A 14686-nucleotide genomic window follows, 5' to 3' on the forward strand; every position below is an offset into this window, starting at 1 on the left:
GCGATGAGGGGGTGTCAGTCAGTTTGAAGACTGCTGACACGACGCCATCGCGAGCAGGCTCGCTCCCACAGGGGTTAGGCGGTGTTCAGTCTTAGCTACGCGTCGCAATCCAGATCAACAACCCGGCCTGGAACATGGCAAATGCCACCAGGCAGGTGATGGTGAAACGCAGGCCGTTGTCTTCGCGTTTGAACTTGGCGACCTTTTCTTCCTGCTGCTTGAGTTTGACTTCCTGCTCCGCCAGGTTCTGCTCGGCTTGCTGGAGCATCTGCGCGGCTTCGAGAATTTCCACGAACTGCAGTTTTTCGGTGTTCCAGTCCCCCAGCAGATTGCCAACCTGGGCTGGCTTGACGCTGCCTTTGAGGTGCTGGGCGTCGGCGTAGACCACTTCGAAACCATGGGCTTTCAGGAAGTGGTCGCGGCGCAGGCGGGTGTCTTCGTTCAGCGCGTCCTTGTTATTCAGGTCGCTGCCATCGACCCGGTAGCTCGACCAGCGCTTCTTGGCCCAGGTAATGCCCTGTGCGGCGAGGAAGCGGCCAATGCCACGGTTCAGCGGCTCGACCTGCAAGCTGTCCGGGGAAAAATACAGGCGTTTTTCGACGTGATCGGCCCAGACGTCCAGGTGATTCTGTTCCTTGCGCACCCGCTGGCCCGGCAACTGGATGCTCATGCGCAGCAAACTGCGCTCCTTGCTGTGGCGCTCGGCATAGCTGAATTCGACAAACCGCAGCGGCCGCGCACCCGTGGCACGGTCGGTCTTGAGCGGTGCCAGCCGGAGCATTTTATGGTGCTCGGCCTGCACATCCGCCCAAGGCAGCTCCGCCACTGGAGCGGCGGGCGTTTCGGCGGGGGTGTCGGGTGAAGTTTGAGTGTCAGTCATAACGGCAAAATCCTGTCCAGGCCGGCCCGTCGGCAGCCATGGCGCTGTCCGACACCGGTCTATCGGCCGTTTTTGCCAGGACTGGAGGGGAAAAACCGCTTATCGAGCGGGTAATGAGCTAATAAAACCCAGAATGTGCGTACCCAGTTCGGCCGCCAGGGGCAGGTTTGGATTTTTGTAGGAGGCCAATTGCCGCTCCATGTCGTTGGGGACGATGCGCATGACATGGTTCATGCCCTTGATCAGCGCCAGCTCGGCGTCGGGTTTGGCGGCTTGCAACTGCCTGGCGTCATCGACGCTGACTTGAATGTCATGGCTGCCCTGGATAATCAACGCTGGCATCTTCAGCGCCGCGAAAGCCTGGGCCGGCGCCTGGCGGAACAGCGAGATCAGGTAGGGCTGCACGCTAGGGCGAAAGATGACCTGCAGTTGCGGCGGCACGTTCGGGTCGAGCCGACCGGCCTTGAGGCTGTCCAGCAGCTCATTGGCGCGCACCATCAGGGGGGGAGGGAGGCGGCTGCTCAGTTGTTGACGCAGCACCTGGTCGATCGGCCGGGCACTGCCGGACAGCGAGATGACCGCAGCTGCATTGGCCTGGGGGGCGGCGAGACTGGCGATCAACGCGCCTTCGCTATGACCCAACAGGATCAACGGACCCATTCGCGGATCGGCAGCCAGTTTGCGGCTCCAGGCCACGGCGTCGGCCACGTAGGCTTCGACGCTCAGGTTGCGTTCGTCCGGGGTCGCCGCAAGGCTGGCGGCCACCCCGCGTTTGTCATAGCGCACGCTGGCAATGTTGTGCTTGGCCAGCACCCAGGCCAGGCGCTTGAGGCTATCGTTGCGCCCGCCGTCGGGGTTGTTTCCGTCACGGTCGGTAGGACCCGACCCGGAAATGATCAGGACAACCGGCACCGGTGCGTCGGATTTGGGTAACAGCAGCGAGCCGAAAAGCTCGCCGTTGCCGGTGTCGAGGCTGATCGGTCGTTGCAGGACGGTGGCCTGGGCCAGGCTGGAAAGCAGGCCGGTCAACAGGGCAAGGCTCAAGGCAAGCAGTTTTAACATCATCACGCCAGTAGTTACGAAGGTGCCGGTTGGACTGACAGGCATCGATAAGGTTCGAGGATGAACTCGTCGGGGAGCCTGCGTATACTGGCGCCCACTACGAATCCAAGGTTGAGTCTCTCAGCGTTTTTCACGGAGCACCCTGCATGTCCGGCAATACCTACGGCAAGCTGTTCACCGTTACCACCGCGGGCGAAAGCCATGGCCCGGCGTTGGTCGCCATTGTCGACGGCTGTCCGCCGGGCCTGGAGATTTCCCTGGACGATCTGCAGCGTGACCTGGACCGGCGCAAGCCGGGCACCAGCCGCCACACCACCCAGCGCCAGGAAGCCGATGAAGTCGAAATCCTCTCCGGCGTGTTCGAAGGACGCACCACCGGCTGCGCCATTGGCCTGCTGATCCGCAACACCGACCAGAAGTCCAAGGACTACTCGGCCATCAAGGATCTGTTCCGCCCGGCCCACGCCGACTACACCTACCACCATAAATACGGCGAGCGCGACTACCGTGGCGGCGGCCGCAGTTCGGCCCGGGAAACCGCCATGCGCGTGGCGGCCGGCGCGATTGCCAAGAAGTACCTGGCCAGCCAGGGCATCGTGATTCGTGGCTATATGAGCCAGTTGGGTCCCATCGAAATCCCGTTCAAGACCTGGGATTCGGTGGAACAGAATGCCTTCTTCTGCCCCGACCCGGACAAGGTGCCGACCCTTGAGGCCTACATGGACCAATTGCGTCGCGACCAGGATTCGGTCGGCGCGAAGATCACCGTGGTGGCCGAAGGTGTAATGCCGGGCCTGGGCGAGCCGATCTTCGACCGGCTCGACGCCGAACTGGCCCACGCGCTGATGAGCATCAACGCGGTGAAGGGTGTGGAAATCGGCGCCGGTTTCGCTTGTGTCGCCCAGCGTGGCACCGAGCACCGTGACGAGCTGACCCCGCAAGGTTTCCTCAGCAACAATGCTGGCGGCATCCTCGGTGGCATTTCCTCGGGCCAGCCGATCGTGGCGCACCTGGCATTGAAGCCAACCTCCAGCATCACCACGCCGGGGCGCTCCATCGACATCCATGGCAACCCGGTGGACGTCATCACCAAGGGCCGTCATGACCCGTGCGTCGGCATCCGCGCCACGCCAATCGCCGAGGCGATGATGGCGATCGTGCTGATGGACCACCTGCTGCGTCATCGCGGCCAGAACGCCGATGTTCGAGTCAGCACCCCGGTGCTGGGCCAGCTTTGATGGCTGACCTGCCGACCGCCGTGGCCTGACGACCATGGCGGCTCTGCCGTACTGGCGGCTCTCCAGTTTCTATCTGTTCTATTTCGCGCTGCTCGGTTCGACGGCGCCGTTTTTGGCGTTGTATTTCGATCACCTGGGGTTCAACGCGGCGCGCATCGGCGAGCTGGTGGCGATCCCCATGCTGATGCGCTGTGTGGCACCGAACATCTGGGGCTGGCTGGGGGATTACACCGGTCAGCGCCTGGCGATCGTGCGTTTTGGCGCCATTTGCACGCTGCTGACGTTCTCGCTGATCTTCATCGACCAGAGCTACGCCTGGCTGGCGCTGGTCATGGCGCTGCACGCGTTCTTCTGGCACGCGGTGTTGCCGCAGTTCGAAGTCATTACCCTGGCCCACTTGAGCGGGCAAACTTCGCGCTACAGCCAGATCCGCCTGTGGGGCTCCATCGGCTTCATCATTACCGTGGTTGCGCTTGGCCGGCTGTTCGAATGGTTGAGCCTGGACATTTACCCGGTGGCGCTGGTGTTGATCATGGGCGGCATCGTGCTCGCCAGCTTCTGGGTCCCCAATGCCCAGCCGACACAGGGGCCGCGAGTCGCGGGGGAAGGTTTTCTGCGGCAATTGCGCAACCCTGGGGTGCTGGCGTTCTATGGGTGCGTGGGGCTGATGCAGGTCAGCCACGGGCCGTATTACACCTTTCTGACGCTGCACCTGGAAGGCCTGGGTTACAGCCGCGGGTTGATCGGTATGCTCTGGGCCATTGGCGTGGTCGCGGAAGTCTTGATCTTCCTGCTGATGAGCCGGATCCTGGCGCGGTTTTCCGTGCGTCGGGTGCTGCTGGTGAGTTTCCTGCTGGCGGCGTTGCGTTGGCTGCTGCTGGGCTCACTGGCCGAATTTCTCTGGGTCCTGTTGTTTGCCCAGGTGCTGCACGCGGCGACCTTCGGCAGTTTTCACGCCGCTGCCATCCATTTCGTGCAACGTAGCTTCGGCCCACGCCAGCAAGGCCAGGGCCAGGCGTTGTACGCCGCCCTGGCCGGCATGGGCGGGGCGTTGGGCGCGTTGTATTCCGGCTACAGCTGGAACGCCCTGGGTGCCAGTTGGACTTTCAGCATCGCCAGCCTCGCAGCCTTCGCTGCAGCCGTTATCATTGCCACACGTATGCAAGAGGACAGGCCATGAGCCTTACCCGTGAACAGCTCGCCCGGGAAATCATCGATGCCGGGCGTTTTTTGTATGGCCGCGGCTGGTCCCCGGCCACCAGCAGCAACTATTCGACCCGGCTTGCCCCTGATCAGGCCTTGCTCACCGTGTCCGGCAAGCACAAGGGGCAACTGGGCCTGGATGATGTGCTCGCCACCGACCTGGACGGCAACAGCCTGGAGCGCGGCAAGACACCCTCCGCCGAAACCCTGCTGCACACCCAGCTGTATCGCTGGCGCCCGGAGATCGGCGCGGTGCTGCACACCCATTCGGTGAATGCCACGGTGTTGTCGCGCCTGACCCACCAGGCTTTCATCGACTTTGAAGACTACGAACTGCAAAAAGCCTTCAGCGGTGTGTCGACCCACGAATCCTGTGTCCGCGTGCCGATTTTCGACAACGACCAGGACATCGCGCGCCTGGCCGGCCAGGTGCAGCCGTGGCTCGAGGCTCACCCCGATTGCGTCGGCTACCTGATTCGCGGGCATGGCCTGTATACCTGGGGGCCGAGCATGAACGATGCCCTGCGCCAGATCGAAGCGTTCGAGTTCCTGTTTGAGTGTGAGCTCAAGACCCGCGCACTCCTGAACCGTTAATTTGCTGGAGCCCTAACCATGAGCAGCCTGTCCGTCTATCACGTCTCAAGCCCCGACATTCCGAACAAGGTGCTGACCCATTTCGAAGACATCGCCGCGACCCTGGCCGATAAAGGTGTTCGCTTCGACCGCTGGGAAGCGGCGACGAAAATCCAGCCAGGCGCCGGCCAGGACGAAGTGATTGCCGCCTACAAGACCCAGATCGACCGGTTGATGACCGAGCGAGGCTACGTCACGGTCGACGTCATCAGCCTCAACAGCGATCACCCGCAAAAAGCCGAACTGCGGGCCAAATTCCTCGATGAACATCGCCATGCTGAAGACGAAGTACGATTTTTCGTCGCCGGTCGTGGCCTGTTTACCCTGCACATCGACGATTACGTCTACGCCGTACTGTGCGAAAAGAATGACCTGATCTCGGTGCCTGCGGGCACGCCGCACTGGTTCGACATGGGCGAGCATCCACATTTCGTTGCCATTCGCCTGTTCAACAACCCGGAAGGTTGGGTCGCGAAGTTCACTGGCGACGACATCGCCAGCCGTTTCCCGCGCCTGGAGGACTGAGCCTGTGTCGATCAAAGCCATTCTCACGGACATCGAGGGCACCACCAGTGCGGTGAGTTTCGTGTTCGATGTGTTGTTTCCCTATGCCGCCAGGCATCTTCCGGATTTCGTTCGTCAGCATGCCAACCGCGCCGACGTCGCCGAGCAATTGGCAGCGGTGCGTCAGGACAATGGTGAGCCGGGGGCCGACACCGAGCGCGTCATCGCGATCCTGCTGGAGTGGATCGCCGAAGACCGCAAGGCCACGCCGCTCAAGGCGTTGCAGGGCATGGTCTGGGAGCAGGGGTATCAGGCGGGGCAGTTGAAAGGGCACGTTTACCCGGACGCGGTGCAGGCACTGCAGCGCTGGCATCAGCAAGGTTTACGGCTGTTCGTTTATTCCTCGGGCTCGATCCAGGCACAGAAGCTGATTTTCGGCTGTTCCGAGGCTGGCGATCTGTCGCCGTTGTTCAATGGTTATTTCGACACCACATCGGGACCCAAGCGGGAAGTCCAGTCCTACCAGCGCATCAGCGCGGCGGTGGGCGTAGCCCCGGAGGAGATTCTGTTTCTGTCGGACATCGTCCAGGAACTGGATGCGGCCCGTGATGCCGGCATGGCTACGTGCGGAGTGGCGCGCGAGGGCGGTGAGCTGCAAGGGCATGTCACGGTGGACAGTTTTGCCCGGATCGATCCTGCGCGTTTTTGATAGAGGACTGTGGGAGCGAGCAAGCTCGCTCCCACAACACGATCAGGCGCTGTGATAGGTCGGCAGCGCAAAACGATGCTGGCTTTGCAGCATGGCGATCTGCGGCAACTCGCTGGCCTGTTCCGCCAGGTCGCGACGGATTGCGCTGATTGCCCAGGACAGTTGGTCCCCGGCGTGCAACTGGGCGTAGGAAATTGTGCGTTTAAACAGTTTGCCTTCGCTGTTGCGCAAGGTCAGCAGGATACCGCCATCCGGGCGGGCCTGAGTGGTCACTTCGTAGTTGGAGAAGAGGGACGCAAACTTTTCTTGAATCATGTTCATATTTGACTGCTCCATGGTGGTGGCAAACCGTGGAGAGGTAGTTGCAGTGTCTGTGCCAGCGTTGGGCTTGATTAAAAAGCGTTATAAAACAATCAGTTAACAATTCCCCCTATTTTTGCTTTCGTGCAACTTGCATGAATGGCCATCGTGCATCCTGCATTTTGCGTGGTCGGCTGATCTTTTGTTGAACCAAATGGATTTCTGGCGCTCATGCTCCGCCTGTCCGGAACGGTGGATACAAAACATTGCAAAAACCGCATGTACAGCGCCGGAATCGCTGGCGTAATTTCGAGCGCAATTGAGCTCCAGCCCGACAACAAGAACCCAGACCCACGAGGTCGAACGGGAGTGACCATGAGTCGTACATCCAGCGACGCCATTACCTGGGGCAAGATGCTGCGCAAGCTACCCACTATTGCCAGAGCCATTCCCCGTATCGTCAAAGGCATGAAGCTCGCCAACGTCCAGGACCCGACCCAGCCTTGCGGCCTGGGCTGGTGTTTCGAACAGGCCACCCAGCGCAATCCCCAAGGGCCGGCGTTGTTGTGTGGCGACACGGTATTGAGTTACGCGCAGGCCAACGAACAGGCCAATCGCATCGCTCATTACCTGTTGGCACAGGGCATCGGCAAGGGCGACTGCGTGGCGATTTTCATCGAGAATCGGCCAGAGATGCTGGTGACGGTGCTGGCGGTGGCGAAGGTCGGTGCGGTCAGCGCCATGGTCAACACCTCGCAGACCGGGGACGCGCTGGTGCACAGCCTGGCGTTGGTCACGCCTGTCGCGGTGGTGGTCGGGGCAGAACGGGTCGCGGCCTTCAACGACGTGCGAGCCCGCACCTCACTGTCCGGCCACCGAACCTGGTGGGTCGCCGACCAGGACAGCGCCGTCGTTCCTTCCGGTTTTGTCGATCTGATAAGTAGCAGCGCCAGCCATCCAGGTGACAACCCGGCCAGCAGTCAGCAGGTTTTTTTCAACGACCCATGTTTTTATCTCTACACCTCGGGCACTACCGGGCTGCCCAAGGCCGGGGTGTTTCGCCACGGGCGCTGGATGCGCACTTCCACCAGTTTCGGCCTGATCGCCCTGGACATGCAGCCCGCGGATGTCTTGTATTGCACGCTGCCGCTGTACCACGCCACGGGCCTGTGCGTGTGCTGGGGAGCGGCGATCTGCGGCGCCTCGGGGTTTGCGATCCGGCGCAAGTTCAGCGCCAGCCAGTTCTGGAGTGACGTTCGCCGTTACCGGGCCACCACCCTGGGCTATGTCGGTGAATTGTGTCGCTACCTGGTCGACCAGCCCGCCAGTGCCGAGGACCGGCGGCACGAGGTCCGGAAGATGATCGGCAACGGCTTGCGCCCCGGGGCATGGTCGGCCTTCAAGACGCGTTTTGGTGTCGACCATATCTGCGAGCTGTACGCGGCCAGCGACGGCAATATCGGCTTCACCAATGTGCTGAATTTCGACAACACCGTCGGATTTTCCCTGATGGGCTGGGAACTGGTGCAGTACGACCATGACAGCGGGGCGCCGTTGCGCAACCTGCAAGGCCGGATGCAGAAAGTACCCAAGGGAGAACCGGGCCTGCTGATGGCGCGCATTGACGACAAGGCGCCGCTGGACGGTTACACCGATCCGGCCAAGACCGAAAAAACCATCTTCAAGGATGTCTTCGTTCCTGGTGACCGTTACTTCAATACCGGTGACCTGCTGCGCAACATCGGCTTCGGCCATGGGCAGTTCGTTGATCGCCTCGGTGATACCTATCGCTGGAAGGGCGAGAACGTCTCCACCACGGAAGTTGAAAACGTATTGCTACAGCACGCGCAAATCGCCGAGGCGGTGGCTTATGGCGTCGAAATCAATGGCACCAATGGCCGCGCCGGCATGGCGGCGATTACTCCCTCCGAATCCCTGGCTACCCTGGATTTTGCTGAGCTGTTGCAATTTTTGCAGTGCAAGTTGCCGGCCTATGCGGTGCCGTTGTTCTTGCGCATCAAGGTAAAAATGGACACCACCGGCACCTTCAAATACCAGAAAAACCGCCTCAAGAGCGAAGCCTTCGACCCGTGCGCCACGGACGATGAGCCGGTCTACGCCTGGCTGCCCGGCACCGCGACCTACGTGCGGGTCGACCGGCAACTGGCGGCGCAGATTCAGCAGGGACAGTACCGTTATTGATTCTGACTATGCACGGTGCAGAGAAAAAAGGGATGACAGGCCTGGAGTCCCTCGGGAAACTAGCCGCTTTGCGAAGACTTAAGTGGAGTTTCCCATGTCCGATACAAGCCGCCAGATGACCCCGGAAGAGGCTGCGGAGTTTGCCGAACAGGTGTTCAATGTCGCACGCCAGGGTGACGCCGCCATGATGGCCGCCTTGCTGAGCAAAGGTTTGCCCCCCAACCTGCGCAATCACAAGGGTGACACCTTGCTGATGCTGGCCGCTTACCACGGGCATGTGGAGACGGTGAAGGTATTGCTGGAAAACAAGGCTGATCCGGAAATCCGCAATGACAATGGCCAGAGCCCGATTGCCGGTGCGGCGTTCAAGGGCGACCTGGCCGTGGTCACCGCGCTGGTAGACGGCGGGGCGCAGGTGGAAGGCTCGTCCTTCGATGGTCGCACCGCGTTGATGATGGCGGCGATGTTCAATCGTGTGGAGATCGTCGATTACCTGATCAGCAAAGGCGCCGACCCCAAGGCCAAGGATGCAAACGGCGTCTCGGCGCTGGATGCAGCCAGGACCATGGGCGCGGTGGATACCACGGCGCAGTTGGAGAAGTTGTTGGGTTGATCCCTATCTTTTAGGGCTGCTTTGCAGCCCAGCGGGGATAAATCCCCTCGCCACAAAAGCTCCCAGGCCACAGCTTTCTGACTCAATCAATGTGATGCGCTATCCTGCGCGCCCTCAAACCCCAATCGCCACAGGATTTTCCCCATGAAAGCCGCACTCGTCGAACTCATCAGCAANAAGCTCCCAGGCCACAGCTTTCTGACTCAATCAATGTGATGCGCTATCCTGCGCGCCCTCAAACCCCAATCGCCACAGGATTTTCCCCATGAAAGCCGCACTCGTCGAACTCATCAGCAAAATAAGCTCCGGCTGCCTGGGCGATGCGGACGTTGCGAAAATCGCTGACGAAGCGGCCCAGGCCTACGCCGACCCGGCGGCTTTTCTGGCGGCCAACCCGGACATCAACTACGACGACAGCTTTCCGATTCCACTGGGGGAGTGGGTGGTGGTGGGGAGTCTGCCGGACACCGTGTTGTTTCAGGCCGACTCTTATGTAGAGCTGTTCGAACAGATCGTTGCCTCGTTCGGGCCCGGTGTGGCCTTCAACCTCAAGCCCAAGCAACTGGCGAAAACCGAAGCCCTGACGGCGCTCAATCGCATCCAGATCCAGATGAGCAGTCTGAACAAGGAAAACGGCGGTTATGTGCTGATGAATTTCAGCCAGTTGCTCGACGATGAACTGCAAATGGTTCTGGTGTATGGCAACGACGTGCCGCGCGTGCTGGAGCTGTGCGCCGAAGTCGGCATCGCCGCCGCGCCGGCCCTGGAAGCGTTGAAGGTTGCGATCCACGTCTGACGCAATAAAACGGAACCCTCGCCGGGCCCCCGCTATCCTAAGTGGGCATATCACCATCTGGGAGCGACACCATGGGTTCCACCTTCAACGGCCTGATTGGCCTGATCATCCTGGCGCTCGATATCTGGGCGATCATCAATGTGCTCAAGAGTGGCGCGGGAACGGGGGCAAAAGTCCTGTGGGTGCTGTTGATCCTTCTGCTGCCAGTGCTGGGCCTGATCATCTGGGCGATTGCCGGGCCACGGGGCAACGTGCGGATCTGACCGCTTTTTGATGTTGCCCGGCAGGCCTCGGCCGCCGGGCATTACGACCCTGTCGCGACGGTATCAGGCCGTCGCCAGTGCGTGTTTTTTCGAGGTCTTCAGGAAACTCAGCAAGGCAAGCAGCGGGAAGCCGCTGCCGATGATCACCACCCATAACCAGCCGCCGTGCTCGTACACCGCGCTGGCAATCGATGAACCAAACGCGCCGCCGACGAAGATGCTGGTCATGTACAGCGCATTGAGACGACTGCGGCTTTTGGCATCGAGGGCATAGATGGTGCGCTGGCCCAGGACCATGTTCATCTGCACACAGAAATCCAGCACCACGCCCGTAACCGCTAGGCCAATAACGCTGTAGAGCGGATGGATGAACGCTGGCAGAAAACTCAGGCTGGCCAACAGCATTGCCAGCAACGAAGCGATGCGGGTATGACCGGCATCCGCCAGGCGACCGGCAATGGGCGCGGCGATGGCGCCAATGGCACCGACCAGGGCGAACAGGGCGATTTCAGTTTGCGACAGACCATGATTGCGCGACAGCTCCAGCGGCACGGCGGTCCAGAACAGGCTGAAGGTGGCGAACATGCAGGCCTGGTAAAAGGCTCGTTGGCGCAACAATGGCTGCTGGCGCAACAGGGTGCCGAGCGAGCCCAGCAGTTGGCCATAAGAGGCGCTGTGGTCGGGTTGGCGCTTGGGCACGGTCAATGCGAGGAGGATGCTGATCGCCGCCATCAAGGCGGCGGCGATCATGAACATCGCCCGCCAGCCGAAGTGATCGGCCACCACGCTTGAGATCGGCCGCGCCAGCAGGATCCCCAGCAGCAGGCCGCCCATGATCCCGCCCACGACCCGCCCTCTGGACTCTTCCGGGGCCAAGTGCGCGGCCAGCGGGATCAGGACTTGCACCGACACCGAACTGAACCCCACCAGCAGCGAGACCAGCAGGAACACGTTCGGTTGGTCGGTGAACGCTGCCGCCAACAGACTGGCAATCGCCACAACAGTGGTGAGGATCATCAGGCGACGGTTTTCCAGCAGGTCCCCCAGTGGTACCAGGAAAAACAGGCCCAGGGCATAACCGATCTGAGTCAGCGAGACGATCAGGCTGGCCATGGTGCTGCTCAGGCCGACGTCGGGTGCGATCAGTTCGATGATGGGCTGGGCGTAGTAGATGTTGGCGACAATGGCGCCGCAGCAGAAGGCGAAGAGCAGGACCATACCGCGAGTCAGGCTTGTACCGGCGGGCACGGAGGAGGGATGGGCACTCATGGCAATCTCATCAGTAGCTTGAAAGGATGGCGTGAGGCTAAAGAGTTAGCGGGCTCTGGAACAGGCTTTGTGGCTGATATCGGACATGCTTGCTATTGATGATGAAACAGGCCCGATCGTTCCCACGCAGAGCCTGGGAACGATCAAATGTGGATAGGACGTTATTGCCCGCTGTAGATCTGGTCGAAAACCCCACCGTCATTGAAGTGAGTCTTCTGCACCGTGCGCCAGTCGCCGAAGGTTTTTTCCACGGACAGGAAGTCCACTTTCGGGAAACGGTCGGTGTATTTGGCCAGTACCGCAGGGTCCCGCGGACGCAGGTAGTTGGCGGCGGCGATTTCCTGGCCTTCGGGCGACCACAGGTACTTGAGGTAGGCCTCGGCGGCCTCGCGAGAACCTTTCTTCTCGACCACTTTATCGACCACGGTCACCGGTGGCTCGGCTTCGGCAGAAACGCTCGGGTAGATCACCTCGAACTGGTCGCGGCCAAATTCGCGGGCGATCATCTCGGCTTCGTTTTCAAAGGTCACCAGCACGTCGCCGATCTGGTTGGTCATGAAAGTGGTCGTCGCGGCACGGCCACCGGTATCCAGTACCGGCGCCTGCTTGAACAGTTTGCCGACGAAGGCTTTGGCCTTGTTCTCGTCACCGCCATTCTTGAGCACATACCCCCAGGCCGACAGGTAGGTGTAGCGACCGTTGCCGGAGGTCTTTGGGTTGGGCACGATCACCTGCACGCCGTCCTTGAGCAGGTCGGGCCAATCCTTCAGCGCTTTCGGGTTGCCCTTGCGCACGATGAACACGGTGGCCGAGGTGAACGGGGCACTGTTGTTCGGTAAGCGGGTGACCCAGTTTTCGGGCACCAGTTTGCCGTTATCCGCCAGGGCATTGATGTCGGTGGCCATATTCATGGTGATGACGTCAGCTGGCAGCCCGTCGATCACCGAGCGTGCCTGCTTGCTGGAACCGCCGAAAGACATCTGCACGATGATGTTTTCGTTGTGCTCGGCCTGCCAGTGTTTCTGGAAAGCCGTGTTGTAGTCCTTGTAGAAATCGCGCATCACGTCGTAGGAAACGTTGAGCAGGGGCGGGGCGGCGTGGGCCAGGCTGCCAAAGGTCAGGCCAGCGGCGAGAAGGGAGGCACCAAAGAAGTTCTTCACTGCGAATTCCTTTTTATTTGAAAGGGGTTCCGGGCAATTAGCCGGCACACTAGCGGCAAGCCAATAGGCCATCAAGCATTAAAAAGTGCTTTGCTTATTCCAATTTCTTAAACAGCGCATTGCCGCAACGGGAGCAGAACGCAGCTCCATGATCGTGGTTGTTTTTGCTGCAGACCGGACAATCATGCTTGAGCTGGTCACCGCGCATGGCCGTGGCCAGCTCAGCGGTGAAAATGCCCGTCGGCACGGCGATGATCGAGTAACCGGTGATCATCACCAGGGACGAAACCACCTGGCCCAATGGTGTCTTGGGCACGATATCGCCAAAGCCCACGGTGGTCAGCGTGACGATGGCCCAATAGATGCCCTTGGGAATGCTGGTGAAACCGTTCTCGGGACCTTCGATGACGTACATCAAGGTGCCGAACACGGTCACCAGGGTCGAGACGCTGACCAGGAACACGATGATTTTCTGCTTGCTCCCCCGCAGCGCCGCCAGTAGGTAGTTGGCTTGCTTGAGGTAAGGGCTGAGCTTGAGCACGCGGAATATCCGCAGCATGCGAATGATGCGCACGATCAGCAGATACTGGGCGTCGCTGTAGTACAGCGCCAGGATCCCAGGCACGATCGCCAGCAAGTCCACCAGGCCGTAGAAGCTGAACGCATAGCGCAGGGGCTTGGGCGAGCAGTACAGGCGCAGGCCATATTCGACGATGAAGATGAAGGTGAACCCCCATTCGATGGCGGCCAGCAGGGAGGCGTAGTTCTGGTGCACGCTGTCGATGCTGTCGAGCATCACGATCACCAGGCTGGCGAGGATGATCAACAGCAGTGTGCTGTCGAAGCGCCGGCCGGCCACGGTGTCGGTCTGGAAAATGATCACATAGAGGCGTTCACGCCAGTTGCTGCTATCCATAACCTTCGCCTGAACCAATAGTCAGCGAAGCCTAGGGTGATTGCCCCGCAAAGCGCAAGGCGCAGTGTCCCGACTGGCCTGTTGCCACACTCGGTGGGTGGCATGAACCAGCCAGCAGGCCAGGATGAAGGGCGCGGTCAGCGGCGCCAGACCGAGGGCAAGAAAGCCCGGTGTGAGTATGAGCGCCAGCACAATACCCGCCAGCGGCAACCATCGCTGGCGGCGTTGTTGGCTGAGGGCCAGCGCCACCAGGGCCGGGTTATAACCGCCGAGCCCCGACAGGGCTTGGGTCGTGTCGTGATGCAGCAGGGAGAACCCCAGGCCTGCGGCTGAACCCAGCATCGCCCACCCGGCGGCGCGTGGATTGGCAATCAACAATCCCACAGCGATCAGCGCACCGGCGAATGGCTGGTCGAGAAACATGACCTGACCGAGTCCGCTCCAACAAGCGGCCAGCAAATTGGCCATCGTCAGTTCAACCGAAACGGGTGATGGCTGTGCCGGGGCAAAACTCAGCAGCAACCAGCCCAGCGCCACGAACGGCGCGGTGTAGGCGGGCAGGCACTGAGGGCCACGGCTGCGCTTGAGCCATTGCTCGGTCAACATCGCGCTGAGGCCGCCGCTGGCAATAATCAATGGCGGCAACACGGCTGACCAGGGTAACGCGAGGCTCAATAGCAGGCCCAGCAGGATGCCGTTGTAACTGAACAGTCCGGCCTGTCGATCAACCTTCGCATAACCGCGTCGCTGGGCGGTGAGCAACCCGGCCACGCCGCCGAGTAACGCACCGCCAAACAAGGCGGGTGCGGTGAAGAGAATCGCCAGCAGGCACAGCAGACCGCACAGCGGATGACGCTGGAGGAAAATCTGGCTAAAGCCGTTGAGCAGGGCGGTGGCCCAGTCGGGGCAGTGGGTGTAGGGCATGGTGGGTATGTCTG

Annotated in this window: 16 protein-coding genes; 9 read left to right on the forward strand and 7 right to left on the reverse strand. The window is 60.9% G+C overall.

What is annotated here, in order from left to right:
* Window positions 1-91: 91 nt before the first annotated feature.
* Together MKS85_RS24925 and MKS85_RS24930 are read right to left on the reverse strand one after the other, a co-directional pair.
* Entirely contained in the window at window positions 92-880 is a 789-nt protein-coding gene (locus tag MKS85_RS24925) for a hypothetical protein (RefSeq protein ID WP_188252405.1), read from the reverse strand.
* A gap of 99 nt (window positions 881-979) precedes the next feature.
* Window positions 980-1945 carry an alpha/beta hydrolase gene (locus tag MKS85_RS24930; protein WP_139049511.1) on the reverse strand — a complete coding sequence of 322 codons (966 nt, stop codon included), beginning with the start codon at window positions 1943-1945 and terminating at the stop codon, window positions 980-982.
* Window positions 1946-2088: 143 nt separating this feature from the next.
* Between MKS85_RS24930 and aroC the strand changes: the two genes are divergently transcribed.
* Genes aroC through mtnC form a run of 5 tightly spaced genes read left to right on the forward strand, consistent with a single transcriptional unit; the run spans window position 2089 to window position 6229 of the window.
* Window positions 2089-3180: a chorismate synthase gene (gene aroC / locus MKS85_RS24935; RefSeq protein ID WP_188252406.1), complete on the forward strand. Its 1092-nt coding sequence runs from the start codon at window positions 2089-2091 to the stop codon at window positions 3178-3180.
* A gap of 34 nt (window positions 3181-3214) precedes the next feature.
* Complete coding sequence (locus MKS85_RS24940; protein WP_047229622.1) at window positions 3215-4360, forward strand: MFS transporter; 1146 nt, start codon at window positions 3215-3217, stop codon at window positions 4358-4360.
* Window positions 4357-4977 carry a methylthioribulose 1-phosphate dehydratase gene (locus MKS85_RS24945; RefSeq protein ID WP_107321768.1) on the forward strand — a complete coding sequence of 207 codons (621 nt, stop codon included), beginning with the start codon at window positions 4357-4359 and terminating at the stop codon, window positions 4975-4977. Before MKS85_RS24940 ends, MKS85_RS24945 begins: the two co-directional genes overlap by 4 nt.
* An 18-nt stretch (window positions 4978-4995) precedes the next feature.
* Window positions 4996-5541, forward strand: a complete 546-nt coding sequence (locus MKS85_RS24950; protein WP_047229620.1) for an acireductone dioxygenase — start codon at window positions 4996-4998, stop codon at window positions 5539-5541.
* A gap of 4 nt (window positions 5542-5545) precedes the next feature.
* Window positions 5546-6229, forward strand: a complete 684-nt coding sequence (gene mtnC, locus MKS85_RS24955) for an acireductone synthase (protein ID WP_107321769.1) — start codon at window positions 5546-5548, stop codon at window positions 6227-6229.
* A 42-nt stretch (window positions 6230-6271) separates the two neighbouring features.
* Here the strand turns inward: mtnC and MKS85_RS24960 are convergent, their stop codons facing one another.
* On the reverse strand, window positions 6272-6550 hold the full coding sequence (locus tag MKS85_RS24960; protein ID WP_042732342.1) for a DUF3509 domain-containing protein: 279 nt from the start codon (window positions 6548-6550) through the stop codon (window positions 6272-6274).
* A gap of 354 nt (window positions 6551-6904) precedes the next feature.
* Here MKS85_RS24960 and MKS85_RS24965 point away from each other — a divergent pair, with 354 nt between their 5' ends.
* The 4 genes from MKS85_RS24965 to MKS85_RS24980 all read left to right on the forward strand — a co-directional run bounded on the left by MKS85_RS24965 (window position 6905) and on the right by MKS85_RS24980 (window position 10403).
* Window positions 6905-8731, forward strand: coding sequence for a long-chain-acyl-CoA synthetase (locus MKS85_RS24965; RefSeq protein WP_107321770.1), 1827 nt, complete (start codon window positions 6905-6907; stop codon window positions 8729-8731).
* Between the two features lie 94 nt (window positions 8732-8825).
* Window positions 8826-9344, forward strand: coding sequence for an ankyrin repeat domain-containing protein (locus MKS85_RS24970; RefSeq protein WP_047229617.1), 519 nt, complete (start codon window positions 8826-8828; stop codon window positions 9342-9344).
* Between the two features lie 265 nt (window positions 9345-9609).
* On the forward strand, window positions 9610-10140 hold the full coding sequence (locus tag MKS85_RS24975) for a hypothetical protein (protein ID WP_139049422.1): 531 nt from the start codon (window positions 9610-9612) through the stop codon (window positions 10138-10140).
* Window positions 10141-10211: 71 nt separating this feature from the next.
* On the forward strand, window positions 10212-10403 hold the full coding sequence (locus tag MKS85_RS24980; RefSeq protein WP_047229615.1) for a PLDc N-terminal domain-containing protein: 192 nt from the start codon (window positions 10212-10214) through the stop codon (window positions 10401-10403).
* Window positions 10404-10466: 63 nt separating this feature from the next.
* On the opposite strand, the gene MKS85_RS24985 is transcribed toward MKS85_RS24980, so the two are convergent.
* From MKS85_RS24985 to MKS85_RS25000, 4 genes are all read right to left on the reverse strand, one after another.
* Window positions 10467-11672: an MFS transporter gene (locus tag MKS85_RS24985; protein WP_188252407.1), complete on the reverse strand. Its 1206-nt coding sequence runs from the start codon at window positions 11670-11672 to the stop codon at window positions 10467-10469.
* Window positions 11673-11833: 161 nt separating this feature from the next.
* Complete coding sequence (locus MKS85_RS24990; protein ID WP_188252408.1) at window positions 11834-12832, reverse strand: sulfate ABC transporter substrate-binding protein; 999 nt, start codon at window positions 12830-12832, stop codon at window positions 11834-11836.
* Window positions 12833-12926: 94 nt separating this feature from the next.
* Window positions 12927-13748, reverse strand: coding sequence for an ion transporter (locus MKS85_RS24995; protein ID WP_139049424.1), 822 nt, complete (start codon window positions 13746-13748; stop codon window positions 12927-12929).
* 21 nt (window positions 13749-13769) lie between these two features.
* Window positions 13770-14672 (reverse strand): urea transporter, encoded by a 903-nt coding sequence (locus MKS85_RS25000; RefSeq protein ID WP_076383803.1) that lies wholly within the window; start codon window positions 14670-14672, stop codon window positions 13770-13772.
* Window positions 14673-14686 lie beyond the last annotated feature (14 nt).

The organism is Pseudomonas sp. JL2 (assembly GCF_031570495.1).
Taxonomy (GTDB): domain Bacteria; phylum Pseudomonadota; class Gammaproteobacteria; order Pseudomonadales; family Pseudomonadaceae; genus Aquipseudomonas; species Aquipseudomonas rhizophila.